This is a genomic window from Telmatobacter sp. DSM 110680, assembly GCF_039994875.1.
In the GTDB taxonomy this organism is placed as follows: Bacteria; Acidobacteriota; Terriglobia; order Terriglobales; family Acidobacteriaceae; genus Telmatobacter.
Genome location: NZ_CP121196.1, coordinates 4,793,111 through 4,818,274, shown reverse-complemented (window position 1 = coordinate 4,818,274; position 25,164 = coordinate 4,793,111). Strand labels below are relative to the sequence as shown.

The 25,164-nt window shown below is 57.2% G+C and carries 20 protein-coding genes; 14 read left to right on the top strand and 6 right to left on the bottom strand.

Annotated features, from left to right (window positions below):
• Nucleotides 1-42 precede the first annotated feature (42 nt).
• Nucleotides 43-561 carry a hypothetical protein gene (locus tag P8935_RS19860; RefSeq protein WP_348262048.1) on the bottom strand — a complete coding sequence of 173 codons (519 nt, stop codon included), beginning with the start codon at nucleotides 559-561 and terminating at the stop codon, nucleotides 43-45.
• 296 nt (nucleotides 562-857) lie between these two features.
• The gene (locus tag P8935_RS19855) at nucleotides 858-1,649 is read right to left on the bottom strand and encodes a hypothetical protein (RefSeq protein WP_348262047.1); all 792 of its coding nucleotides are present in this window, start codon (nucleotides 1,647-1,649) and stop codon (nucleotides 858-860) included.
• A gap of 207 nt (nucleotides 1,650-1,856) precedes the next feature.
• On the opposite strand from P8935_RS19855, the gene P8935_RS19850 reads away from it, so the two are divergent.
• The 4 genes from P8935_RS19850 (at nucleotide 1,857) to P8935_RS19835 (ending at nucleotide 5,297) form a co-directional block, all read left to right on the top strand.
• Entirely contained in the window at nucleotides 1,857-2,330 is a 474-nt protein-coding gene (locus P8935_RS19850; protein ID WP_348262046.1) for a hypothetical protein, read from the top strand.
• Between the two features lie 388 nt (nucleotides 2,331-2,718).
• Complete coding sequence (locus P8935_RS19845) at nucleotides 2,719-3,978, top strand: hypothetical protein (RefSeq protein ID WP_348262045.1); 1,260 nt, start codon at nucleotides 2,719-2,721, stop codon at nucleotides 3,976-3,978.
• A gap of 173 nt (nucleotides 3,979-4,151) precedes the next feature.
• Nucleotides 4,152-4,520: a PilZ domain-containing protein gene (locus P8935_RS19840; RefSeq protein WP_348262044.1), complete on the top strand. Its 369-nt coding sequence runs from the start codon at nucleotides 4,152-4,154 to the stop codon at nucleotides 4,518-4,520.
• Between the two features lie 30 nt (nucleotides 4,521-4,550).
• Complete coding sequence (locus tag P8935_RS19835; protein WP_348262043.1) at nucleotides 4,551-5,297, top strand: response regulator transcription factor; 747 nt, start codon at nucleotides 4,551-4,553, stop codon at nucleotides 5,295-5,297.
• A 55-nt stretch (nucleotides 5,298-5,352) separates the two neighbouring features.
• On the opposite strand, the gene P8935_RS19830 is transcribed toward P8935_RS19835, so the two are convergent.
• Both P8935_RS19830 and P8935_RS19825 read right to left on the bottom strand, forming a co-directional pair.
• Nucleotides 5,353-5,889, bottom strand: coding sequence for a MarR family winged helix-turn-helix transcriptional regulator (locus tag P8935_RS19830; RefSeq protein WP_348262042.1), 537 nt, complete (start codon nucleotides 5,887-5,889; stop codon nucleotides 5,353-5,355).
• Nucleotides 5,890-5,971: 82 nt separating this feature from the next.
• Entirely contained in the window at nucleotides 5,972-6,553 is a 582-nt protein-coding gene (locus tag P8935_RS19825; protein ID WP_348262041.1) for a YceI family protein, read from the bottom strand.
• Nucleotides 6,554-6,895: 342 nt separating this feature from the next.
• Here P8935_RS19825 and P8935_RS19820 point away from each other — a divergent pair, with 342 nt between their 5' ends.
• The 3 genes from P8935_RS19820 (at nucleotide 6,896) to P8935_RS19810 (ending at nucleotide 12,332) form a co-directional block, all read left to right on the top strand.
• The gene (locus tag P8935_RS19820) at nucleotides 6,896-9,316 is read left to right on the top strand and encodes an exo-beta-N-acetylmuramidase NamZ domain-containing protein (RefSeq protein WP_348262040.1); all 2,421 of its coding nucleotides are present in this window, start codon (nucleotides 6,896-6,898) and stop codon (nucleotides 9,314-9,316) included.
• A gap of 83 nt (nucleotides 9,317-9,399) precedes the next feature.
• Nucleotides 9,400-10,770, top strand: coding sequence for a UDP-N-acetylmuramate--L-alanine ligase (murC, locus tag P8935_RS19815; RefSeq protein ID WP_348262039.1), 1,371 nt, complete (start codon nucleotides 9,400-9,402; stop codon nucleotides 10,768-10,770).
• A 125-nt stretch (nucleotides 10,771-10,895) separates the two neighbouring features.
• Nucleotides 10,896-12,332, top strand: coding sequence for a glycoside hydrolase family 30 beta sandwich domain-containing protein (locus P8935_RS19810; RefSeq protein ID WP_348262038.1), 1,437 nt, complete (start codon nucleotides 10,896-10,898; stop codon nucleotides 12,330-12,332).
• Between the two features lie 80 nt (nucleotides 12,333-12,412).
• Here the strand turns inward: P8935_RS19810 and P8935_RS19805 are convergent, their stop codons facing one another.
• Nucleotides 12,413-13,432: a cyanophycinase gene (locus P8935_RS19805; protein WP_348262037.1), complete on the bottom strand. Its 1,020-nt coding sequence runs from the start codon at nucleotides 13,430-13,432 to the stop codon at nucleotides 12,413-12,415.
• A gap of 230 nt (nucleotides 13,433-13,662) precedes the next feature.
• Between P8935_RS19805 and P8935_RS19800 the strand changes: the two genes are divergently transcribed.
• The 6 genes from P8935_RS19800 to P8935_RS19775 all read left to right on the top strand — a co-directional run bounded on the left by P8935_RS19800 (nucleotide 13,663) and on the right by P8935_RS19775 (nucleotide 22,136).
• Nucleotides 13,663-14,865: an FtsQ-type POTRA domain-containing protein gene (locus P8935_RS19800; protein ID WP_348262036.1), complete on the top strand. Its 1,203-nt coding sequence runs from the start codon at nucleotides 13,663-13,665 to the stop codon at nucleotides 14,863-14,865.
• Between the two features lie 7 nt (nucleotides 14,866-14,872).
• Entirely contained in the window at nucleotides 14,873-16,081 is a 1,209-nt protein-coding gene (gene ftsA / locus P8935_RS19795; protein ID WP_348262035.1) for a cell division protein FtsA, read from the top strand.
• Nucleotides 16,082-16,125: 44 nt separating this feature from the next.
• Nucleotides 16,126-17,514, top strand: a complete 1,389-nt coding sequence (gene ftsZ, locus P8935_RS19790) for a cell division protein FtsZ (protein WP_348262034.1) — start codon at nucleotides 16,126-16,128, stop codon at nucleotides 17,512-17,514.
• A gap of 271 nt (nucleotides 17,515-17,785) precedes the next feature.
• Complete coding sequence (locus tag P8935_RS19785) at nucleotides 17,786-19,030, top strand: penicillin-binding transpeptidase domain-containing protein (RefSeq protein ID WP_348262033.1); 1,245 nt, start codon at nucleotides 17,786-17,788, stop codon at nucleotides 19,028-19,030.
• A 685-nt stretch (nucleotides 19,031-19,715) separates the two neighbouring features.
• Nucleotides 19,716-20,708 (top strand): VTT domain-containing protein, encoded by a 993-nt coding sequence (locus P8935_RS19780; RefSeq protein WP_348262032.1) that lies wholly within the window; start codon nucleotides 19,716-19,718, stop codon nucleotides 20,706-20,708.
• 174 nt (nucleotides 20,709-20,882) lie between these two features.
• A complete protein-coding gene (locus tag P8935_RS19775; RefSeq protein WP_348262031.1) occupies nucleotides 20,883-22,136 on the top strand; it encodes an arsenic transporter in 1,254 nt (417 codons plus the stop codon).
• A 19-nt stretch (nucleotides 22,137-22,155) separates the two neighbouring features.
• On the opposite strand, the gene P8935_RS19770 is transcribed toward P8935_RS19775, so the two are convergent.
• Entirely contained in the window at nucleotides 22,156-23,268 is a 1,113-nt protein-coding gene (locus tag P8935_RS19770) for a S53 family peptidase (RefSeq protein ID WP_348262030.1), read from the bottom strand.
• Nucleotides 23,269-23,428: 160 nt separating this feature from the next.
• Here P8935_RS19770 and P8935_RS19765 point away from each other — a divergent pair, with 160 nt between their 5' ends.
• A complete protein-coding gene (locus P8935_RS19765; protein WP_348262029.1) occupies nucleotides 23,429-25,096 on the top strand; it encodes a UbiD family decarboxylase in 1,668 nt (555 codons plus the stop codon).
• Nucleotides 25,097-25,164: the final 68 nt, after the last annotated feature.

Here is a 25,164-nt window from a genome sequence, read left to right as displayed (position 1 = left end):
CCCGAGTCGCCGGGGCTTTTGCATCGTGAAGAGAAACTCGAACTACATGGCTGCGACGAAATCAGGGACCAGCACCGCCGCATTTTCCTGCAGCAGCTGCGTCATTCTTGCCGCCATCCCTGTGTACATCGAAGCCGCACGGAACGCATTCACGCGAACACCTTCGCTCGCATGGCTGAATGCGTATTGTGCGAGAGCCATCAGCACGCAAACTCTAATCTGCATCGCATCGCTGCGTAGTGTTTCCACCAGAACTCGATCAACATTTTCGCAATTGCGGAAAGCATAGTCCGCCATTTCGAGCATGACCTTGGCATTCTGGTACATCACCCACAGACCGTGGGGACCTTCCATCCGGGTCCATGTATCTTCGGGCGAAGAAGTCAGACCTTCTTTCCAAAGAAACTGATCACTTAGCTCGCGAGCGCTCCAGTCCGGCCTCAGCCGAGACATCAGCGCATCCCAAGATTGAGTATTGCGGCGACGAACGCTCAATCGCCAGCGGCCCAGATACAAAGCAACCAGAAGGACTGCACCGAGTTGAAGCAACGGGAAAATCATTGGTAGCCCTCAGTCCGGTCTTTGGTAACTATTCTGACATTCCGTGATATTCCGGACGCTTTTTCACGGTTCCTAACACTTTTAACAGAAAAGACAAATCTTGTGGGCTCTTTTTCTTCGTTTTCCCGCAATTGCCCCATCCCGGGGTAACCCACTTTTATGGTCACATGAGTAACTTAAGGTAACCTAAGACAAGAGTAAATGACACTTTCGGGTCTGGGTATAGCTCCTTGATCGCAAACCAAGAAGCTTTGGAATGTGGGTTTTGAGTCGTACCGCGCAAAATGCCTATGAGTTTACCGTCGGGGATTGCGATCACCCTTTGAACTCGAGTCGGTCATTGCCATCCGTGTGCTGCGAGCGCCACCGGCAATGGCCAGCAGGAAGCTCTGCATCTGCGGCGTGAATTCGCGTCTCTCCGGAACTTTTTGGGAGAAGCTAAAAGCCCAATAAATCAGCGAGATCAGGTAACTTGCAGTCACAATCTGATCGACCCTGTGGAATTGATTGGGATCAACGGCCGTCCCGCTGTGGTGGAGCATTGCCGCGAGAAGCCCTACAAGCGAATAGAATCCAAACCCCGTGGCAAGCTGGAGTTCGCGATCGCGTAATCCGAGAGAGAGCAGCTGGCTAAGACCGGCCAAAAGGAGGAAAAGGAGAACTCGAGCTACAGCAGTCGTCAAATTAAGGTGATCAATCCACTGATAGATGCGCCCAGCGTCCTCCATTCCAGGTGACTTGGCGAAAGGCCAGATGATGAAGCAGACTGCCGCAATGAGCCCGGAAACCGCAAAAACCGTCCAGCGAGGGAGCGAAGATCGAATAGGCTCGAGCACCGACATTGATATTTCAATGAGGACGCAAAAAACAAAACAAGCGTCAATGACAGCACTCAAAAGGTAAATGCGAAATTCGGAATCTGGAAATTGTCGGCGCAGAAGGCGGTATCCGATGTCGCTGACCAGACTCCAGGCCACATATGCTGTAAAGAGGGGAAGTTTCTTATATATACGCTGAAAAATAAGCAGCCCAAGGATGGCTGCTTCTACGAGAATTCCGACGAGAAAGAATGTAGTATCCAAGGTCACCGTCCGCCTCCCGCCAATTCTCTATCGACAGACGAATAGCAAGAGAATAGCAGTCCTGGCACCTTTTCTCGCTAATTTTCGAACATGATGTGTTACCCGGCGAGTTTCCCCGTCGTCGGCGGCGGGGAAACCAGGACAGACGACACAGCCTAGGAACTGGACGAACTCGATCCGGAACCCTTACCAGTCGGTGGCGGCGGTTGCACGATGACTGGCGACATCATTGCGGAGCTCGAGCTGGATCCTGAACCTTTACCGGTCGGCGGCGGTGGCTGCACGATGACCGGCGACATCATTGCGGAGCTCGAGCTGGATCCTGAACCCTTACCGGTCGGCGGCGGCGGTTGCACGATGACTGGCGACATCATTGCGGAGCTCGAGCTGGAGCCTGAACCCTTACCGGTCGGCGGTGGCGGTTGCACGATGACTGGCGACATCATTGCGGAGCTCGACCCAGAACCGGAACCCTTACCGGTCGGCGGTGGTGGCTGCACGATGACCGGCGACATCATTGCGGAGCTCGACCCAGACCCTGAACCCTTACCAGTCGGCGGCGGTGGCTGCACAATGACTGGCGACATCATTGCGGAACTCGACCCAGAACCGGAACCCTTACCGGTCGGCGGCGGTGGCTGCACGATGACTGGCGAAGTAGCCGCAAATCCACTTTGTGCCGAATGAAAATACGAGGGCGCTGCGACCGCATTAGCTGCGAACGCAGCCATAGCAGTACCAAGAGCCACGCATGAAACTTTCAACCATGACGAAGACATTTTGGAATTTCCTCAGTGTTAACAACGAAAACTGCAAGAAGACTAACGCAAACAGTGCAATTCGATACAACAAAAGTACTGAAGTGACAAAAATAAATTGCCAGATAACGTTATCTTGTACTATATAGTGGGAAAAGGCGAGTAACGGTGACGAAAAGGTCACGTTACCGTTACCTTGCTGATGCCTCTCGCCGTTCGGATACAATCTCCCGCAGCCCTCTTGTGGCATGCAGTGGAGACTGCAGCCTCTCGATTCAACGGCCGATTGATGAAAGCGATTGATTGCAGGAGATAGATTGATCCCTGAACTGCGCAATTCGTTCAACGCAACTTACTCTTCTCAGGGGTATGCCGAACTGCTGGGACGTCTCGATCGCCAATGCGGAGGGCCGATCCAGTTTCGAGTGGCCGAAACCCCAATCTTCATTCCCAGAAGATTGCTCGATGAGATGGCGGACCAGGGGTCAACACTGGCTCGATACCTGATTTCGAACCCTGACTATCTGGCTGCCGCTCGTAAGGCGATACCCGCAGGCTTCGACGTGCCGTCACAGACAACCCACCCGCATTTTCTGACAGCGGATTTCGCCCTCATCCGCGACGCGACAGGTGAACTGGTACCGCGGCTCGTCGAAATCCAGGCCTTTCCATCGGTCTTTGCCTATCAAGCGGAACTTTGCAAGGCCTATCGTGAAGCTTTTGACTTGCCCTCATCGCTCGGCAGTTTTCTGGGGGGGCTGAATGAATCTTCCTATTGGAATCTGCTGCGGCGAACCATCCTCGGCATGCACGACCCGGAGAACGTCGTCCTCACCGAAGTGGACCCGCTCCACCAGAAGACCTACCCGGACTTCCACGTAACCTCGGAGCGTCTGGGCATCCCGGTGGTCGACATCGCGCTGCTCGAACCCCGCGGTAACAAGCTGTACTACCGCAACCATTCAGGGCAACTCACTCCCATACACCGTATCTATAATCGGGCCATTGCCGACGAACTGATTGCTCGTAATATACGGCTGCCGTTCGATCTCTCGCGTTCCTGGGATGTGGAATGGGCCGGGCACCCCAACTGGTATTTCCTTATCAGCAAGTTTTCGATTCCGTGGCTGGCACAGGCCGGGCGCTTCCCAGTTGTTCCTCCGGCAGTCTTCGTCGACGAGTTCCTCGCCGGCTCCGGACGCGACTTTCTCGCAAATGCTGGAGTATCCATGCCGGCGCACCCCGATGCGGCAGGATACGAAGAGCTTCTGCTCAAACCGCTGTTTTCGTTTGCTGGCAAGGGAATCGAGTTTGAACCGTCGCGTGAACGTCTTGAGGCAATTCCACCTGCGGACCGCGGCGAGTACCTGGTGCAGCAACGGATGCGATTTGAGCCCACCATCGAAACACCGTTTGGGCTCACTCAGGCGGAGATCCGCATTCTATATATATGGCCCGATGACGGCGCCCTGACTCCAGCCTTGTCCCTCGTGCGTCTGGGACGCGGAAAGATGATGGGCGTCGACCACAATAAAAATCAGGAATGGGTGGGAGGATCAGCGGCTTTTTATATATGATCGCTTAGGTTCAATTGCTCGTCTTTGGTATTCTCTGCACGCCCTCTGATGCCGTTTTCCCCAGGCAGAGTTACCTACACGATTACTACTTTTAAACTTTCGTGCTCTAGGTTCTACTGCAGAAGTTGTATACATTCAGCATGTGGACGTATAAGCGGGAAAAGGACATCAGCATGATGGAGATCTCCAAAACAGACGCACCCGAAGAAATGAGCCAAACTGGCCGCGGCAATTTCCTGAAAGAAGTTCGTTGCGCGGTACGTTTTCCGCTCTCCTTGCCCGTCGAGATGGCTGACGACAAACTCCATGACCATCCCGCCGTTACCCGCAACGTATCAGCGAACGGTGTTTTGCTTGAACTTACCGGTCCGCTTGCCGTTGGCGAGGAACTCGATTTCCATTTGCGCATGCCCGGAAGTGTGCTCGGCACTCCCCAGGATGTGTTAGTTCACTGTCGTGGACGTGTGGTACGCTGCTCCATAAGCCAAAGTCAATATCAGGCTGCTGCCACTATCGATGAGTATCATTTCGTGGAGCAGTAAGCGCTGAATTGACGGCTGCAGCAGCCACTTATGGAACTTCTCGACGAAACACCTGATGGCGAAATACTAGACGCTCCGATCAAGCCGGGGACCATTCGCATTATTCTTGCGGACTCACAGGCAATCTACCGCGTCGGAATTCGCAAAATCTTCGCGCTCGAAGACGATATCCGCGTCGTTGCACAAGCCGACTCGTTGGAAAACCTTCGTTCAGCGCTCGAACGTCACCCCGCCGACGTCGTTCTTATCGAAGGTGGTTTGCTAACCGGTGCACCGACCGCTATCCCGGACGTCCTCCGCGTAGCCCCCGATGTCAAGCTGATCGTCCAGGCGCTCGGCAGCGACGAAAGCCAGACCGTCGATCTCTATCGACGCGGCGTTCGCGGCATCATTTCACGGTCGATTTCGCCTGATCTGCTGGTGCGATGCGTGCGTCGCATTGCAACCGGTGAGACATGGATCGACAATCAGGCCGTGAACTGGGTAATCGACGCATATCGCGCCCAGGCGGCTGCACTCGTTAGTCCGCGCACTCAGCCACGGCTATCTCCCAAGGAAACCGCGATCATCACCTGCATTACGCAGGGCAAGCGCAACAAGGAGATCGCCTTCCAGCTCGGGACAACCGAACAGGTCATCAAGAACTATCTGCGCAAGATTTACGACAAACTGGGAGTTTCAGACCGTCTCGAACTTGCCCTCTACTGCCTGCACAACAAGATCATCAAATCCGATGCCGACGAGGTCATTGTCGCGCAAAAGATTGTTGCCCGCTGATTCGCAGACATCGATTCATCGACAACGGCGCTGCCCGCGGGCGGCGCCGAAGTTTTTAGTGGCTGTTTTCGCCCGTTTCTGCCACGTCGCACCGTTCGCCAGTGCAACTCACGGGTTCCTGCGCGCCGGTGAAATTCTTCCGCGCCAGTTCCAGAAGCCGAATCAGTTGGTCGAGTTCTTTGGGATTCAGGTGTCCCAGTAACTCGCGCGGCATCCAGGTTATCTCCGCATCCATCTTTTCCAAGAGTTCCAATCCTGCCGTTGAGATCTGCGTCCACACCACGCGCCGGTCGCGTTTGTCGCGCTGCTGCTTTATCAGCTTCAGCACCTTCATGCGCGCCAGCAGGCGGGTGATGTCCGGCTCCGCCGTGATCATGCGATCGCCGATTGCTGTGCACGTCAGACCCTGCGGTTGAGCTCCGCGCAAGATTCGCAGCACGTTGTATTGAGTAGAGGTAACACCCCACTGCCGCGTTCCACGCTGGAAAGCCCGATGAAGGCAATCGGAAGTACGCAGCAGGTTCAGGAACGCCTCTTCTTCTTTGCTTGAGAATGGGCGCTCCTGTGCGATTTCGCGTTTCAAACCTGCCATGTCGATCCTTCAGCGCGCTGTTCCGCTCGCTGACGTGCTTCGGTTGATTTTCTGGAGCTGGCGACTCGGGGCCGGCTTGTGGTTACTGCTTCGCGACATCCAATTCGATACTCAACGGCACATCATCTCCGAGTACAGCCGTCGGATACTTCGTTCCAATGCCAAAAGCAGTGCGGCTAATCGTGGTTGTCGCGGAGAAACCTGCGTGCGGCTTTTTATCCATTCCCGGGACTGGTCCCATGGGCCCCTCAACCTGCAGCACCACCGGCTTGGTCACGCCGTGCAATGTCAGGTTGCCGTTCACGGTGAGACCGTTTGCGGTCTTGGCCACGCTGGTGCTCGTGAAGGTCGCGGTGGGGAACTGTGCAACGTCAAACATGCCCGCGCTCTTCAGATCCGCGTCGCGCCCGCTCACGCCGGTGTCTACCGTGTTGACGTCAATGGTTACGGTCACCGTGGACTTGGTGACGTCCGCCTCATTCCACTGGATCTGCCCGCCGCTGATGCCAAAGCGGCCATGCACCTTGGAGAGGCTCATGTGAAGAATGCTGAAATCGACCTCGCTATGCGCCTTGTCGGGGGTCCAGGTGGAAGTCTGAGCAACAGCGATCATCGGAGCCGCCATCGCCAACATGCCAAGTGTCACTGCCAAACGCTTCATCATTCAAAATCCTTTCATATCTCAGCCCGAGACTTTCGCAGCGGGCTTTAGGGTTGAGATCGTCGCCGAAAAACTCCGTAAGCCGGGTTTGGGCGCTGTAAGCAGGTAATAACCGGGGAACCGCAGGAACCTGATGAATGGACGCGCCAGGCATGTTATTCGTTGCAACAAATATTCTTGCACTTAGAGAGTTGGCGGAGCTTTATGGCGAATTCCAGTTATCGATTAAGCGTAAGCCCAGAGTTTGCCGCACTTAACAAAAGATCTTTGCCGCAAAAAAGTCGTTCGCTGTGAAGGCATGGGGGTGCTGTTATAACTGGCACTGATATTCACCCCGGGGTCTCCGTGGCTCAATTTCAAAAATCATACCGTCTGCCAATCCTTGCATCCTTCCTATTTTTCTGTGTGTTTTCGTCCGCCATAGCGCAGCGTGTCTCCGCCACCCATCGTTCCAAATCCGAACCGCCAAAGCTGCACTCGGCGCTCAATCAGGTCCTTGACCCGATCATTGAAAAGTCTGTCGCAGACCACGAGATTCCTGGCGCCGTGCTACTGATCGGACACAATCACCGCATCCTTTATCGCAAGGCGCTTGGCTTTCGTTCGCTTGAACCATCGCGCGAGCCGATGACGGCGGGCACCATCTTCGATCTTGCTTCGCTTACCAAGTGCATCGCGACGACGACGTCAATGATGAAACTTGTGCAGGACGGCCGCGTGCGGTTGAACGATCCGGTAGCGAAATATCTGCCCGAGTTTGCGCAGAACGGCAAACAGGACATTACAGTGCGGGAGCTATTCACTCACTACTCTGGCCTCGCCCCCGATCTGGATCTGAAAGCATCCTGGCAAGGTCGCGATACCGCGTTCACGATGGCAATGCAGCAGACGCCCGCCAATCCTCCTGGCAGCCAGTTCGTCTACAGCGACATCAACTTTGAAGTACTCGGGTTCATCGTCGAAAAGGTCTCCGGTCTCACGTTGAACGAGTTCGCCGACCGGAATGTCTTTGTACCTCTGGGGATGAAGCACACGCGTTTTTTGCCTCCCGACACGTGGAAGCCTGCCATCGCGCCAACGCAATACGACGAGAACGGCGTGATGCTGCGAGGAGTAGTGCACGATCCCACAGCAAGACGGATGGGCAGAGTCGCCGGCCACGCAGGCCTGTTCTCCACTGCCGACGATCTTGCCATCTTTGCGGAAGAAATGCTTCATGGATCGCGAGTACTGAGCCGCGAGAGCATTGAGAAGATGTCTACGCCGCAACAGCCCGCTAATTCCGCGAGCCTGCGCGGGTTGGGATGGGACATCGATTCGCCCTTCTCGTCCAATCGCGGCGAACTGCTGCCTGTCGGGTCATTCGGGCACACAGGATTTACGGGCACGTCCATCTGGATGGATCCGGTTACAGACACCTATATCATTCTGCTCACCAACGCCGTCCATCCGCGCGGCGGCGGATCGACGGTGTCGCTGCGTTCGCGCGTCGCCACCGCCGTTGTTCAGGGTCTCGCGCTCACACCCTCTGAAGCCCAGAAGCTGCGCCTCGCTCGCATCACCGGCTACAACGAATCGCTGATGGCGGCGCGACGCTTTGAACATCGCAATGGCGATGTAAAAGCTGGCATCGATGTACTTGAGGCCGACAACTTCAGCGAACTTCATCCCGATCCTGCGCACCCGGTCCGCATCGGACTCGTAACCAACCAAACTGGGATCGATGCGCATGGCCAGCGCACTGCGGACTTACTCGCGCACGTGCCCGGCCTCCGACTTGCCGCCATCTTCAGCCCCGAGCATGGTATCGAGGGCAAACTCGACACAACCACCATAGGCAACGCACGCGACTCCGCCACCGGCACGCCGGTCTACAGCGTCTACGGTGAAACCGATGTACAGCGACGGCCTGATCCCGCTGTTCTCGCCGGTCTCGACGTCATCGTCTACGACATCGCCGACGTGGGCGTGCGCTTCTACACCTACGAAACTACGATGGGCTTCTTTCTCGAATCTGCCGCAAAGGCTGGCAAGCCCATCGTTATCCTCGATCGCCCCAATCCGCTTACAGGCGCATTTGTGCAGGGCCCCGTTGCCGACGCGGGCCGCGAATCGTTTGTGAGCTACGGTCAAACGCCCATCCGTCACGGTATGACCATGGGGGAACTGGCGCGCATGTTCAATGTCGAACGCGCTATCAACGCGAAACTGACTGTTGTTTCAATGCAAGGTTGGCAACGCGGCGACTGGTTCGATTCCACCGGCAATGAGTGGATTAATCCCTCACCTAACATGCGAAGTCTGACGGCGGCCACGCTCTATCCCGGCATCGGCATGATCGAGACCACAAATATTTCTGTAGGACGCGGAACTGACACGCCCTTCGAGGTTGTCGGTGCGCCCTGGATTGTTCCCGCGGATCTCTCTCGCTATCTGAACGCGCGCCAAGTCGGCGGCGTTCGCTTCATTCCAGTCACATTCTCGCCGTCGAGTTCTGTTTATGCCGGGCAAGGATGTGGTGGGGTGAACATCATTGTCACCGACCGCAATGCGCTCGATGCGCCGGGAATGGGCTTAGAAATCGCAGCCGCACTGCACAAACTCTATCCCGATCAGTACAAACTCGCAGGACTCGACACGCTCATGGTCAACAAGGCAGCACTCGACGCTCTTATCAACGCCGAAGACCCCCGGCGCATCGCCGATGACTGGCGTCCTTCGCTGGATCGCTTTCAGACGGTTCGCGCAAAATATCTGCTTTATTGATTCGCTCGGCTCCAACTGAGGATTGAAATGATCGGCTTGGAACTGAGTGCCGACGCCGGATGCTAACCTGAAGCTTCGTCTAAATGTTTGTCACTTCACAGCACGCGCACTTCATCGGTATCGGCGGTATCGGCATGAGCGGCATTGCCGAGATCCTGCTGAACATGGGCTTTCAGGTCTCCGGCTCCGATCTTCGCCGCGGCCAGGTCACCGATCGTCTCGCCCAGCTGGGCGCAACGATTTATGAAGGGCACAAGGCCGCCAACGTCGTCGGTGCTACCGTTGTCGTCACCAGTTCGGCAGTCTCGCCGACCAATCCAGAAGTAGTGGAGGCCCGCGCCTCGAAGATTCCGGTGATTCAGCGTGCCGAGATGCTGGCCGAGTTGATGCGCCTGAAGTACGGCATCGCCATCGCCGGCATGCACGGAAAAACAACAACGACATCGATGGTCGCTTCGGTGCTTGCTGCCGGCGGCCTTGATCCAACAGTCGTCGTAGGCGGTCGCGTTGACGCGCTCGGCTCCAACGCCAAACTCGGCACTACACAATATCTCGTTGCGGAAGCTGATGAGAGCGATCGCTCATTTCTGAAACTGCCGCCCATTCTCGCCGTCGTTACCAATCTTGACCGCGAGCACATGGACTGCTATCGCGATATGGCCGACGTGGAGCAGGCTTACCTCGCCTTCATGGACAAGGTTCCCTTCTACGGCGCGGTGACGGCGTGCATTGATAATGCGACTCTCGCAGCGATTCTGCCCCAGGTGCATCGGCGCGTATTCACCTATGGCACCGCGCCCGAAGCCGACTACCGACTTGAATTTCTCGAGGCGCGCCCAGGTTGCTTCTCGCACTTCCAGGTTCACGCGCCCACCGGTAAGCTTGGTTCGTTTGAACTGCATGTCCCCGGCCGTCACAATGCGCTCAATGCCACCGCGGCCGTCGCCATCGCGCATCAGCTTGGATTGGAGTCTGAAAAAATAGCAGCCGGCATCTCCAGTTTTCGCGGCGTCGATCGCCGTTTTCAGATTCGTGGACACGCACGCGGCGTCACCGTGGTCGACGACTACGGCCATCACCCTACCGAAATTCGCGCCACTCTCGCTGCAGCGCGTGAATGTTGCCATGGACGCGTTCATGTAGTCTTCCAGCCGCATCGCTACAGCCGCACCCGTGACTTGCTCGACGAATTTGGCGGAGCATTCATCGACGCCGACAGCGTATTTGTACTGCCGATCTATGCCGCCAGCGAAGAGCCGCTTCCCGGCATCACCGCCGAATTGCTGACATCGAAGATCACGTCACCGCCGGCACATTATGCTCCCGACTTTGCTGCCGCAGCGGCAGCGGTTGCAGGTGGCGCCCGCGAGGGAGACATGATCATGACGTTGGGCGCCGGCAGTGTGAGCCAGCTCGCTCCGCAGATACTGGCGGAGCTTGAGTCGAAGGCATAACGGTCCCTTTTGCCATTTCTCCCCGCTGTGCGAGCCATCACAGTCATTAGTCAAACGGTTTCGTGGCCTGTATTCCTTTGCTATCATTCCGCCGACAAACAATTGTTTAAAGCAAGGAGCGCCAAATGAAGCACGGTTCGCGCAGGGATTTTTTGAAAGCTGCCTCAGCGACAGCAGCAGCACTCGCCATCACGCGTACAACTCCTGCCTGGGCCGCAGCAGATCCGCCCTTCGGCGCAGTGAAGGTGTGGGGTACGTTCCGCGATCAGCGTCATGTCGCGAGGCCGAGCCTCGAATGGAAGCGGGCCACTCAAATTGCGGCAGACGCAATCCAACTTGATATGTCCGCTCCCCGTCAGCAGATCCTTGGCTTCGGCGCCGCAATCACCGAGGCTTCTGCATACGTTCTCAGCCGCCTGAGCGATGCAGAGCGCATGCCGCTAATGCGCGATCTGTTTGCGCCGGATGCGCTCGCTTTGAATGTCTGCCGCACCTGCATCGGCGCAAGCGACTACACTACCAAGGCCTACAGCTATGACGAGAGCACGGAACCCGATCCTGATCTGAAAAAGTTTTCGATCGATCACGATAAGGAGTTCTACCTGCCCATCCTGCGCGAAGCGCGCAAGCAGAATCCTGAGATGTTCCTGTTCTCATCGCCGTGGAGTCCTCCGGGCTGGATGAAGCCGAACAACTCCATGATCGGCGGCGCAATGCGCAAGCTAAGCTTTGGCCCTTATGCGAACTACTTCGTCAAGTTTCTTGAAGCGTATAAGGCCGAAGGTGTCGCCATCGATGCGGTGACTGTTCAGAACGAAACCGACGCCGAGCAGGAAGGACACATGCCCGCTTGTCTATTTTCGCAAGAGCAGGAGATGGAGTTCGCCGCTCGCTTTTTGGCCCCGGCGATCCGCAAAGCCGGCATGAACACCAAGATCTGGATTCTCGATCACAACTACAGCTTGTGGGGACGCGCCATCGACGAGCTGAGCGATCCATCGGTCTACGACGCGGTCGATGGAATCGCCTGGCACGGCTATGTGGGCGAGCCCACGGCGATGACGCGCGTGCATGATGCATTCCCTGCAAAGAATGCTTATTGGACCGAGGGTGGACCTGACGTCAATCAACCCGACTACCAGACGGACTATACAAAGTGGGCCGATCAGTACAACGGTATTCTCAACAACTGGGCGCGATCGATCACGGCATGGAATGTTGCGCTCGACGAGAAGGGCCGTCCGGATATCGGACCATTCTCCTGCGGCGGCGTCATCACCATCGACAACGCAACGCACAAGGTCACGATGAGTGGTCAGTACTGGGCATTTGCGCATTATTCAAAACACGTCAAGCGCGGCGCAAAAGTGTTCGCTACCAACGGACTCGGCAATCCTGCGGAAACAGGCGTGTCTCATAGCGGCTTCTCAAACCCAGATGGCAGCTGCGTTGTAGTGATCGCGAACAAGGGTGCGCAAAAACAGGTTCAACTCATGACGGGAACGAAGACACTCGACGTTGACTTACCTGCCGACTCCGTACAAACGCTGTACTGGTCTTAGCAGGGAAGCGGAGTCTCTCGTCGACAAACGTTCGCTTCGTCTTGGCGAAGGTCGCGCAGGCGACATCGAAGTCGAAGGTCTTAATAGATTTCGTTGGCCGTCTGCGTAGATCGCAATTTGCCGGCCTTGGCGGAGATTTTGTAGCTGATGGAGTCGCCCGCCCAGGACTTGAGATAAAAGCTGGCGCCCGGTGCAACCTTCTGTACTTCGAAAGGACCAAACGAGAGCGGCTTGCCAGGTTGCGACTGTCCGTCTGCCTCTTTGGCATCGATAAAATAAGCCGCTCCGAAGCCGACCACGCGCGCCTTTCCATCCGGATCAAGCAGTACGGCAGCTCGCTCCTCCACGCCAATGCCACGAATCCCCGGTACGTTTCCAGCACGAGGTTTTCCCTCTGGCTCATTGAGGCGCGCCAGAAAAACAAGCAGCCGGCCCATGCGGTCGCGCCGCGCGAAATGCGTATCAGTGATGACGTCTTTGAGGATGGGGATATTGAGAAACTTGCTCGCCAGCGTAATGCGCGCGCTATATGGATCCGCCAATGCGGTCTTTCCGTCGAGGTTGGGATCATCCGGTTTGTCGCCTTGTGCGGTGTAGATGTATTCACCCATCACTGCCAGTCCCGCGCTGGTTCCACCCACGGGCACGCCTCGACTGATCGCATCGTTCAACGCCGTCTGCACCGGCGTGTTCATCCAGAAGTTGATGTAGTTCGCCTGGTCGCCACCCGCAATAAAGATCGCGCTGGCATGCTTGATTGCATCGCCGACAAAGGGAACGGCAGCGGCGTCGCGATTGGGAATAATCAGCGTCGACACCGAATTCAGATGGCAGATACCGCGCAGGTAGAAGTTGTATTCGTCGTCGCCGGTGGCGCGCAAAATTAGAAAATCTCCACCCCCGGACCGATCGCACAAGAATTGAAACGCCTCATCTAGATCAGTCCCGCCGCCCATCAATGCGAACCCAGGTCGAGACTGCGCGTTGATGTTCGCTGGCTCTCCGGCGCGAATATACCGATAGGCAGCCGATTGCGACAGCGCGGCAAGCCCGCTCATCGCTAGAAAAAATCCGAGACCGAGCAATCGCAAATGCCTCATTTTGGTAGCTTATTCCATGCCAGGTTCCGGGCTCGATAGAAGGCCCGTTACGGTACGGGTTCCCCTTGCCGCGTATGCGGGAAAAAGCCACCTTTACGCGGTCTATAGTTGAGCTGGCGACTCTCCCGACCTACGGCTCAAGCGTGGCTCAACGTGACAATAAAACTCGGTCCCTTGCGTGGGAGGAAGACGCCCCCGCAGAACCGCGATTTCGGCGGGCGCAGCCAGTCGTGCCAGTCTCGGCGCGCGGACTTCCAGGAATGCCCATCGACATGGACGACGAGGACGACGCCCCTCGCGGCCGCAGCAAGCCACGTAGATTCGGCGAGGAGCCAGTTCGGCGCTGGTGGCGCCCGGCGACTCCAATCGGGCGCATCTTCCTTGCGACTGGTGTAGTCGCTGTCTTCTCCACCTTTGCTGTCGGGGCTTATGTGCTGCGAAGTTTTCTCGAACATGATTCACGCTTCCGCATCGCCGGCACCAGCAACATTCAGGCCACCGGGCTGGGACAGGTAAGCCGCGCAGAGATGCTGCCCGTCTTCGGCGAAGACATTGGCCGTAACGTTTTCTTCGTGCCTCTCAACGAACGCCGCAAGCAGCTCGAGCAGATTCCGTGGATCGAGCACGCGACCGTTATGCGTTTGCTGCCTGATCAGATTCGCATCACCGTGGTGGAGCGTAAGCCCATCGCGTTTTTGCGGCAGGGCGCGCAGGTCGGCCTCGTCGATGCCAACGGAGTGCTTCTCACCGAGCCGCCGTCCATGATGGCGCAGCATCACTACTCCTTTCCGGTCGTCACCGGAATCGACAGCCGCGATCCAATCGCCTCGCGCCGCGCCCGCATGGAGGTGTATCAGCACCTCGTCAGCGAACTCGATGCCAATGGACAGCACTTGTCCGACCAGGTCTCCGAGATTGATTTGGCTGATCCTGAAGATGCGCGCGTGCTGATGCCGGAGCAGGGAACGGATATTGTGGCGCACTTTGGCGCAGATCATTTCCTCGAGCGCTATCAGCGCTACAAAGCGCACATCGCCGAGTGGCGCCAGCAGTATCCCAACCTTGCTGAGGTTGACCTGCGCTACGAGCAGCAGGTTGTCCTGCAGATGACAGGCGGAGCAAACTCCGCGCCGGCGAAGTTGATGCCGAGCGAAGCCATCGATGGACCGGCCGATCCGCCGAAAGCCGAAACCGTCAGGCCGGAAGTGAAGGCGGCCTCTCCAAAGGCTGTTGCACCGAAACAGGTTGACACAGCCAAGACCAAGGTCCACACGCCCGCGAGACCGATCTCCAAGGCCAACAACAAAGCCAAAGCTGCGAAGAGTAAAGCCGCGAAGACCAGCGCCACCAAGACCAAGCATTCAGATCCAAAACATACCGTGAAGAAGTCAACTCCGAAGCCGCACCCCGGAACCACAGCCACGAGCCAGTGAGAGAACGATGAGCGAGAAACAGGAAAACCTGATTGTGGTGCTCGACATGGGCAGTGCCTGGACGCGGGTGCTGGCGGCTGACGTGAACGAGGGCGCGCTGCGTTATCGAGGACACGGGCTGGTGGAATCGGTCGGAATGCGAAAAGGCCTGATCTCTGAACTCGGGCCCGCGGCTAAAGTCGTGAAGCAGGCGAACGAGCAGGCGGAGTGGACCGCGCGCGCCAACATCGATCAATGCGTGGTTGGCGTTGGTGGTCCGCACATTCGCGGACTCAATACCAATGGCGGACTCGACCTGGGAAGCCGCATGCGCGAGATTACTCGGGAGGATGTACGCGCCGCCGTCGAACGCGCACGTGCCGTTGAGCGGCCTCCGGATCGCGAAATTCTGCATCTGCTTCCGCGCCAGTTCATTCTTGACGACCAGCCGGGCATTTTTGATCCAGTGGGGATGGTCGGAGCACGCCTCGAAGTTGATCTGCACATTGCCACCTGCTCCGGCAGCGCGCTGCAAAGCACCGTCACGTGCGCCAATCGTGCGGGCCTCGAAGTTTCTGAGGCGGTTCTGGAGTCAATCGCCGCCGCGGAGGCAACACTTTCAGCCGATGAGCGCGAACTCGGCGTATGCCTGCTCGACATCGGCGCCCACTCTAGCGACCTGGTCGTCTTCTTCGAAGGAGCGGTAGCGCACACCTCATCGGTTCCCGTGGGCGGAAATCACTTCACTAACGATCTCGCCGTCGGTCTGCAGATGCCGGTGGCCCAGGCTGAAGAGTTGAAGAAGCAGTATGGCCACGCCATCGTTACTGCCGTTCCGCTTGAGGCTGAGATTGAAATCAACAATCCTGAGCCGCAGCGTCTCGTATTGCGCAACCTGGCGGAGATTCTCGAGCCGCGAGCCCGCGAGCTTTTATATTTTGTAAAAGAAAGTCTTCGCCAGGGGGGCGTACTTGAAGCGCTCGGTGCCGGATGCGTATTGACCGGCGGAGGCGCCATGTTGCCCGGAATGCTCGACGTTACCGAGAGCCAGCTTCGCGTTCCGGCGAGAACAGGTATGCCGGTGCGGCTTTCGAACATGCCCGGCGAATTAGTTCATCCCAGCTTTTCCACTGCCATCGGAATGCTACTGTATGCACATCGCACACGCGTAACCCGTGCGGCAGAAAACAACAGCTTGCGTGCTAAATTGCGCGCCATCTTTGCAGCCAGTTTTTAAGATAGGGATCAATGTCAATGACAAATGGGGAGGCGCCAGACGCTATGGATCAGCAGAAGGCAGAAGCCGCTGAAATTCGGATTCAATTTCACGACGAAGAAATTAGAGGCGCGCGGATCAAAGTAATTGGAGTGGGCGGCGGCGGTGGTAATGCTGTCAATCGCATGATTCAGGCTGGCCTCGAAGGCGTCGAATTCATTGCGGCCAATACCGACGTGCAAGCGCTCAAGCTCTCCCTGGCACCGGTGAAGTTGCAACTCGGCGTCCGCCTTACCTCCGGGCTGGGCGCGGGTGCAAATCCCGATGTGGGACGTCGTGCTGCTCTTGAAGACTCCGAAAAAATTATCGAAGCCCTTGAAGGCGCCGACATGGTGTTTGTGACGGCTGGCCTTGGCGGGGGTACCGGAACTGGTGCGGCTCCAGTCATCGCGTCACTCGCCAGCGAAATGGGTATCCTCACCGTCGCCGTCATCACCCGTCCATTTGCATTTGAAGGCAAGCGCCGTCTGCAACAGGCGGAGCGCGGGCTCAAGGAACTGCTAGAGAGCGTTGACACGATGATTGTGATCCCCAACGAGAAACTGCTCGCAGTCGCCAAGGATGCGGGGTTCTTTGAGAGTTTCCGCATCGCCGACGATGTTCTGCGGCAGGGTGTGCAGGGCATCTCCGACATCATCACGATCCCCGGCATCATTAATCGCGACTTTGCCGACGTAAAGACCACGATGGCCGGGATGGGCCACGCGGTCATGGGGACAGCGATTCGTTCTGGCGACAATCGCGCGAAGGAAGCGGCACAGGCCGCAATGGCCTCGCCGCTGCTAGATGCAGGTGCGATCGATGGAGCACGCGGCATTCTCATCAACATCACTGGATCCAGCAACCTGAAGCTTTCCGAAGTTAACGAGGCGTCCTCGCTGATCCAAAGCTCGGCGCACGAGGATGCCAACATCATCTTCGGCGCGGTGCTCGACGAGCGGATGGGCGATGAGGTGAAGATTACGGTTATCGCCACAGGCTTCCGCGACCAGATGCCAGAGCGACGTGCCCGCATGCTGAGCGTGGAGGAGATGGCCGTTGTTACAGTGCCGGTCGTCGCCGCGGACTCATGGATGCGTGAAAAGGCCCCACCCCCACCCCCCACCCCCGCCCCCCCGCGCTTCATGAGCGAGGAAGAAGACGAGGACTCTGGTGATGGCGAAGCCGAGTTCGTTGTGGCGGCAGCCCGGTTCCACGCCTCCGAAGCCACCGAGGAACCGGCTTTTGTGCCACTTCCACGCGACTATGCTTCTGACTTTGGTAACAGCATGCGAGCACCGTCGATTACCGAGGACCACCTGCCTCAACCAGCGATAAGTCCTTTATCTGCTGGCGAAACCGAGGAGGAACGGGATCTCGACGTTCCCACCTTTATGCGGCGGATGAAATTCTGAGTGACTCAAAACCAATCGGGACTTGCTTTGAATCGATAGAGCGGTATAGTTCATGTAAGTTCTCGAAATTCAGAGTCAAACATAGAAGCATGTAGTGCTGCTGTCTTTTCCCCCAGGGTGAGTGAGAGGTTAACATTTAGTTACCTCGTGACATCGCTCACATACTGCGGTCTACGCGTGTGGGATAAACAGTTTTAGCTTCAGAACGAAGTGCGATTCTGCTTGGCAGACGCATGGCACGCGATCCTTTGTTGAGGGGAATTTGTTCAGGATGAGACTGTCTTGCGTTTGTGCCTTGGGGCTAGCGGTTATTGGAACGAGTTTCGGCGCCGGAAGTGCGACTGCGCTTGACGTCCAGCACACCGTGCATCACTCGCGAACCGCGAGCAAACATCTTGCCGTCAGGCATACCACGCATTCCAGTAATTCCTACACCAGTCTTCATCGTGTACATACCACGAGTTCCAGCGCATCGCTGCATCATGCCGTTCTGACTGGCCGCCATCGTCATCGTTATTTTGGTGAGCGCTTCACGGCTAGCTCTTTCGCCAAGGGCGACATATTTGCAGGCGACGTCACGGCCGGAGAAGATCCGGTAGTTCGCCAGGCGGCAATTGACGCGCTGGGGGACATGAACGGTACCGCAGTAGTGATTGATCCTTCCAATGGCCGTATCCTCGCCATGGTCAATCAGAAACTGGCGCTTTCGCCGGGAGCCGAGCCCTGCTCCACCATCAAGATCTCTGTTGCGCTGGCAGCACTGAGTGAAGGCCTGGTCACACGCGACACCCCAGTTCAACTGGCAGGCTTCCGCATGAACATGACGGACGCCATTGCCAAGAGCAACAACCTTTATTTCGAGGAACTCGGCCGCGAACTCGGATTTGAACGAGTCCGCCACTATGCCAGGCAGTTTGGACTTGGGGAACTGGCCGGATACCACATCGATGGTGAGCAACTTGGCGAATATCCCTCCGAGGCTCTTCCCACTTCCGAAGGCGGAGTCGGGCGCATGTGCAGCTTTGGGCAGGGCGTTTCGATGACTCCTCTGCAGTTGGGCGCTTTCGTTGCCTCGATCGCCAACGGCGGAACTCTTTACTACTTGCAGCACCCCACATCGACCGAAGAGGTCATGGCCTTCCAGCCCAAGGTGAAGCGGTCCCTCGACATCGCCCGTTACGTGCCTGACCTGCAAGACGGGATGGCCGGCGCGGTGCAATATGGAACCGCCCGCCGCTTGCGCGCCAACTTCCAGGAACTGCCAGTCTTTGGCAAGACCGGAACCTGCTCCGACAAGGGAACGCGCTTCGGATGGTTTGTCTCGTACTCCGAATCGCCCCAAGGGAGCCTTGTGACGGTGTTCTTCCTCGAAGGCGGACGGCCTACGTTCGGCCCCCGCGCTGCCGAGCTGACCGGCGAGTTTTACAAGAATCTCTGGGATCGCAACTACTTCGCCGACAAAGGCACGCAAAATAGCGCCACTCTGCAACTTACCAGTGCCCCTTCCATCCGGTAGTGATAAGCCATTTCACAGCCAAAGCCGCCTTCGGGCGGCTTTTCTGTTTCGATGAGGACTGATAGGATGTCGAGCCAATGGACTCCGTCCGGGTGAAACAACCACGACGTATTCAACTGTCTCGCAATGGTTTACGTGGAATGACGACGCGCATTTTTTCCCGATTCTGATGAGGTTTTGGGTGTCAGACGTGAGACTTGTGGTTCCCGGAGGAAGTTCCAAATGCGGGTAACCTTGCAAGAGTGCACAAACGTTGCAACAATCGGTTGTCTATGGGTCACCGTCTTCCCCAGGAACTGCTTCAGGAACTGCGCACCTATCTCGAGCACTTTGACCAGACCGGTCACCTCGGGGAAAGCGATACAGTTGCGGAAATAAAGCGTCGCCTCAGGGACCGAATCGGCGAGGTAGAAGCGACCTTGAAGATGCCTCCGGCTTACGCCCCAGCACCTGACCGCAAATACAGCAACACACGATGAAGGATTGCCACTGCGTCCGCTGCGCGCAATCACGCGTCGTGTGAGCCAGACCAGTCTTTGTTGAGTAATCTTGTCAGCTTGAGGGCGGCTGATTGATGGAATTGAAACGAAATCGATTCGCAAACATCCGATAGATTGAGGTCAAGGAGTTCAGCCGTTCGGCGCTGACTCCTGGTCCAAACCCTAGCAGCAAATCGGATTCGGTCATGGAACTTCCCACGCAGATTCTCCTCACATACGGATATTTGCTGCTCTTCGGTTGGGTTCTGGTAGAGCAATTCGGCATCCCTTTGCCGGCCACACCGGTGCTCCTTGCAGCCGGGGCCATGTCGGCGGAACACCAGATCAGCTTTGTCGTTGCGTTTCTGGCAGGGCTGCTGGCCTGCATGACGGCAGACACGACCTGGTTTCTGATCGGCCGGCGCTACGGGCACCATGTGCTGCGTATTCTTTGCAAACTCTCGATGGAGCCGACCATCTGCGTTCGCCGCACGCAGGACTCGTTTGGGCGCCGCCGCGGCACCATGCTGATGTTCGCCAAGTTTGTGCCGGGCCTCGCAACACTTGCTGCGCCAGTGGCCGGGCAAAACGGCATGGGGCTGGCCAAATTTCTCTTCTTCGACAGTATTGGCGCGACGCTCTGGCTGCTTGCGCTGCTGAGCGGCGGAAGATTGTTCGGCGACGCGCTGAAGCGCGATCCCGGTCTTTTGAATTGGGTGGGAAGATTCTCGGGCGCGCTATTGCTCCTGGGCATTCTGGGATTCTTCATCGTGCGCGTGTATCGGCGGCGGATGGTCCTGAAGAAGCTGGTGGCTTCCCGCCTTGAACCTGAAGAACTGAAAGCGCAGCTCGATTCCGGCGAACAGGTATACATCGTGGACCTGCGGCATCCGCTGGAACTGGTCGCGGAACCGTTTACGCTGCCGAGCGCGTTGCATTTTTCGCCTGATGCGCTGGCCGCGCGGCATATTGAGATTCCGCGTGATCGGGATGTGGTGCTGTTCTGCACATGCCCCAGTGAAGCGACGGCAGCCAAGACTGCGATGACGCTACATAAGCTGGGGATCGAGCGCGTGCGTCCGCTGCGCGGCGGCTATGACGAGTGGAAGAGGCTGGGCTTTCCCCTCGATGCGATTCCCCCGGTGAATCCCGTCATCCCAGTATCCGAAGTGGTACGGGAACTCTACAGGGCGCACTGAACCTGACCGCAGCTAATTCTCAGACAGAGCCGAACCATGTCCCATCACTTCGTGTTCTTTCTTCATCCTAGTGAAAGCGGACTGTGATCTTGACCTAGGCGTGCAGAGTTTCTCGGTCCTATCAACTGCGCAGGAGCTTCCAACCATTCTTACTTTTGAAAGAGGAAACGTTTGATGGCGCATGTCGCAATCTGGTGCATATCTGCCCTCAGCATTGCGCTCATGCTCTTCAGGCCGTTCGGCGTTCCCGAGTTCGTGTGGACCACGGCGGGGGCGCTGCTGCTCTGTGTACTTCGCCTCATCCCCCTTAGGCTGGCTGGCCATGCGGTTGCCGAGGGGATGGATGTCTATCTTTTCCTCACAGGCATGATGCTGTTATCGGAGTTGGCGAAGACCAATGGCGTCTTTGACTGGCTGGCCAATATTGCGGTGAAGAGAGCCAATGGATCGTCACGGCACTTATTCACGCTGATCTACGGTGTTGGAACCGTGGTGACCATCTTCATGTCGAACGATGCCACTGCAGTGGTTCTTACTCCCGCGGTGCTCTCAGCTGTAAAACACGCCAAGGCAAAGCCAATGCCTTACCTGCTGACGTGCGCGATGATCGCGAACGCGGCCAGCTTTGTGCTGCCGATATCAAATCCCGCCAACCTCGTGGTCTTTCGCGCATCCATGCCGCCGCTGATGAAGTGGCTGGCTATGTTCATTGGGCCTTCCATCATTTCCATTATTGCCACTTACTTTTTGTTGCGCTGGTTTAGCCGCAACGATTTGGACGCGCCATGCGATGGGGCAAGTGTCGATGTAAAGCTCACGTCTCTGGGCAAAGTGAGCCTGTTCGGCATATTCGCCGTTGCGGGTGTTCTCCTGATTGCGTCGGCGCTCAAGGTGGACCTGGGCTTGCCAACGTGCGTCGCCGCCCTCGTGGTTGCATCCCTGGTGCTGATCATGGGCCGTTCCAATCCCGTGCGTCTGGTGCGCGAAATCAGCTGGACCGTGCTGCCGCTCGTAGCCGCCCTGTTTGTCATCGTAGAAGCAGTCAAGAGTGCAGGCGCATTGCAGATGCTGCAGGCGGCAACCGAACACGCAACTCAATGGCCGCGAGTGGAGAGCGGTTTAGCGCTGGCTGTAGCCGTCGGGTTTGGCACGAACCTCGTCAACAATCTGCCCCTGGGACTGATCGCCGGCGCCACTTTGCACAGCATGACGCTTCGCCCGCTTCTATCGCAGGCTGTACTGATTGGTATCGATCTGGGGCCGAATCTCTCCATCACTGGCTCCCTCGCGACGATATTGTGGCTTATCGCGATACGTCGCGAAGGGATGCATGTCAGCGCTTGGCAGTTCCTGAAAGCAGGCATGCTAATCATGCCGATCTCTCTGGTGCTGGCGATCGGCGGTGCGCTCTTATTCGGTGGGCAATAGACCTCGACGAACGTAACACCTACGCGGGTTTCACGAACAATGACGCCAGTTTGCCCCCGACGGGGGAGCCGATGCCTGTGCATGGATCGGGTCCGGGAGCGGCGTTGTAATAGCCATTGCCGCCCGTGGTGATGTCGTTGAAGTCAGCCTGGTTTTGATAAAGCGACGGAGTGACGAACCCGAGCTTCTTTCCAAACGCAGCGAACAATCCCGCATAGAGCGGCGCAACGGCCGATGTCCCTCCGACGACAGTGGTTGATCCATGAACGATAACGTTGTACCCAGTGTTGGGATCCGCGTCACCAGAGACATCGGGGACCATGCGGCCCTTTCCAAACGTTGAGCCGGCGGGCGGCTTGGGTACTCCGATCTGGAAACTCTGCACAGGAAAGATGGTGGAGTAGCCTCCGCCCGTCCCTTCGCCATTGGTCTGACCCGGACTGTCGTTCCACACGGTCTCGACGGTGGTGGTTTTGTAGGTTCCTCCGCAACCCACGACGTGCGGACACGAGGAAGGTGCATCGACATTGGCAGGGGTTGAGCCGCCATCGCTTGAGTCGTTGTCGCCGGACGCCGCAAAGACGACCATGCCGAGGTCGGTAGCGGTCGCGGCGGCGGATTCCATCTCCTGTGCCGCGGTGGTGCCCCACGTTGCTTCGTCAGCTCCCCATGAAATGGAACACACATCGCAGCCATCGTTGGCCGCCTTTTGCACCGCCGATGCGATGTCCTGCGACCAGTACATGCGAATGGTGGCGGCCTTTCCGGTAGCCGCGTAATATGCGGCTCCTGCGACCTCAATGTCGAGCGCGACTTCGTAATCGGGGTCGCTGTTGGAACCGGTGCTCTGATTGGGGCTGTTTTTGGTGCCATCAACGGAGACGTCAGTGATATGCGGAACTGGTTGGTTGATGGACTTGAAGTACTGGTCGATGTCGGATTGCACCCAGCCGCCGCCGAGTTCGACGATCGCGATCACGCCTCCGCCTGCAAGGCCGTTGGGCCAATGATAGGCGGTGCAGAGATTGGGAACGTTCCATGGCGATGGAGCCAGGGGGCCGATCTGGATGTGAGGAGTAAGCCTGCGCAGCTTGAAGTAGGGGTGGCATTTCACTTGCGGAGATGGAGGCATAGTGGGGGATCCTCGTCGCAATGATTGCTATCTGTTGCCTTAGATGCCGGATTTTGAAATGTGCTGGTTGGAACTGGACTACGGCGAAACAAAAGTACCGAAGGCTAAAGCCTTAGTATGAATGGGGAAGCGGTCGATCAACCCAGTTCGAGAAGATCGCATGCTGGGACTGCAGACGACCGCCGGGAGAAATGCGTTGGCATACGAAGATCTGCGCGACTGGATCAGTGCGCTGGAAAAGAATGGCGAACTCAAACGGATTCGCGAAGAGGTCTCGCCGGATCTTGAGATCACCGAAATCACCGACCGGGTAAGCAAGATTGGCGCGCATGGCAAAGGTGTCACCACAAAAGGGAAGTACTCGGCCGGTGGCCCAGCCCTGCTTTTCGAAAACATCAAGGGGTATCCCGGCCACAAAGTTTTGATGAATCAGTTCGGCAGCGAACGGCGCATGGCGATGGCGCTAAGCGTGGAGCGGCTCGACGAAATTGCCGAGCGCATCAAGGGCCTGATGAACGTCAAGGCTCCTTCGGGACTCTTCGACAAATTAAAAATGCTGCCGCAACTTGGTGCGTTGACCAGTGCATTTCCAAAGACGGTGCTCGCCAAAGATGCGCCGTGTAAGGAAGTAATTCTTCGCAACAACTTTGATCTGAATGCATTTCCGATCCTGAAGTGCTGGCCGTACGATGGCGGACGCTTTATCACTCTGCCGTGTGTGCACACGCGCGACCCACGCAACGGCAAACGCAATATCGGGATGTACCGCATGCAGGTGTACGACGGACAGACGACAGGCATGCACTGGCAGCGGCAGAAGGTGGCGGCAGAACACTATCGCGAAGCGCTGCGAGCGCAGGCCGCGGCCGGCTCCGTTGGCGATTCGAAGTCGGCAAGAGTCGCAGCGATGGCCGAGTCGGCGGGCGGAGCGGTGGCGATTCCCGACGGGCCGATCGGCGGCATTCCGCAAGTAGTGATGGGCAATCTGAAAGGCTCGCGTTTGGAAGTTGCCGTCGCCATCGGAACTGAACCGGCAACGACCTTTGCTGCGATTGTGCCCGCGCCGCCGGAGGTTGAAGAGTTCATGATCGCGGGATTTCTACGCGGCAAGTCAGTGGAGATTGTGAAGTGCGAGACGGTAGATCTCGAAGTGCCGGCCAGCGCAGAGATTGTGCTCGAGGGCTATGTTGAATTGGGCGAACTTCGCAGTGAGGGGCCTTTCGGGGACCACACCGGCTTCTACACCATGACCGACGAGTACCCCGTTTTCCACCTGACGTGCATTACGCATCGCAAAGATCCGATTTATGCAGCGACCATTGTGGGCAAACCTCCGATGGAAGATGCGTGGATGGGTAAGGCCGTAGAGCGGATTTTTCTTCCCGCGATGAAGCTGACGATTCCCGAGATCGTCGACATCAATTTGCCGGTCGAAGGCGTCTTTCACAACCTGATGCTGGTATCGATCAAGAAGAGCTACCCGGGGCAGGCGCGCAAGGTCATGAGCGCTATCTGGTCGCTGGGTCAGGCCATGTTTACGAAGTGCATCGTGGTGGTCGACGAAGATTGCGACGTGCAGGACGTTGGTGAGGTGGTACTGCGGGTGACGAACAATATCGACCCCGAGCGCGATATTCAATTCACGCTGGGGCCAATCGATTCGCTCGATCATTCGTCGCGCATGCCTAATTACGGATCGAAGATGGGCATCGACGCCACGCGCAAGTGGAAGGCCGAGGGTTTTGAGCGCCCGTGGCCCGCGATGATCGAGATGGATCAGGCAACAAAGGCGAAGGTCGATTCAATTTGGGCGGCGCTTGGATTTTGAGATCAATCCGGATCGGGTTTTCGACAATACGAGGATTTGATCGCGTCAAGTAATGTCCATATGGTTGT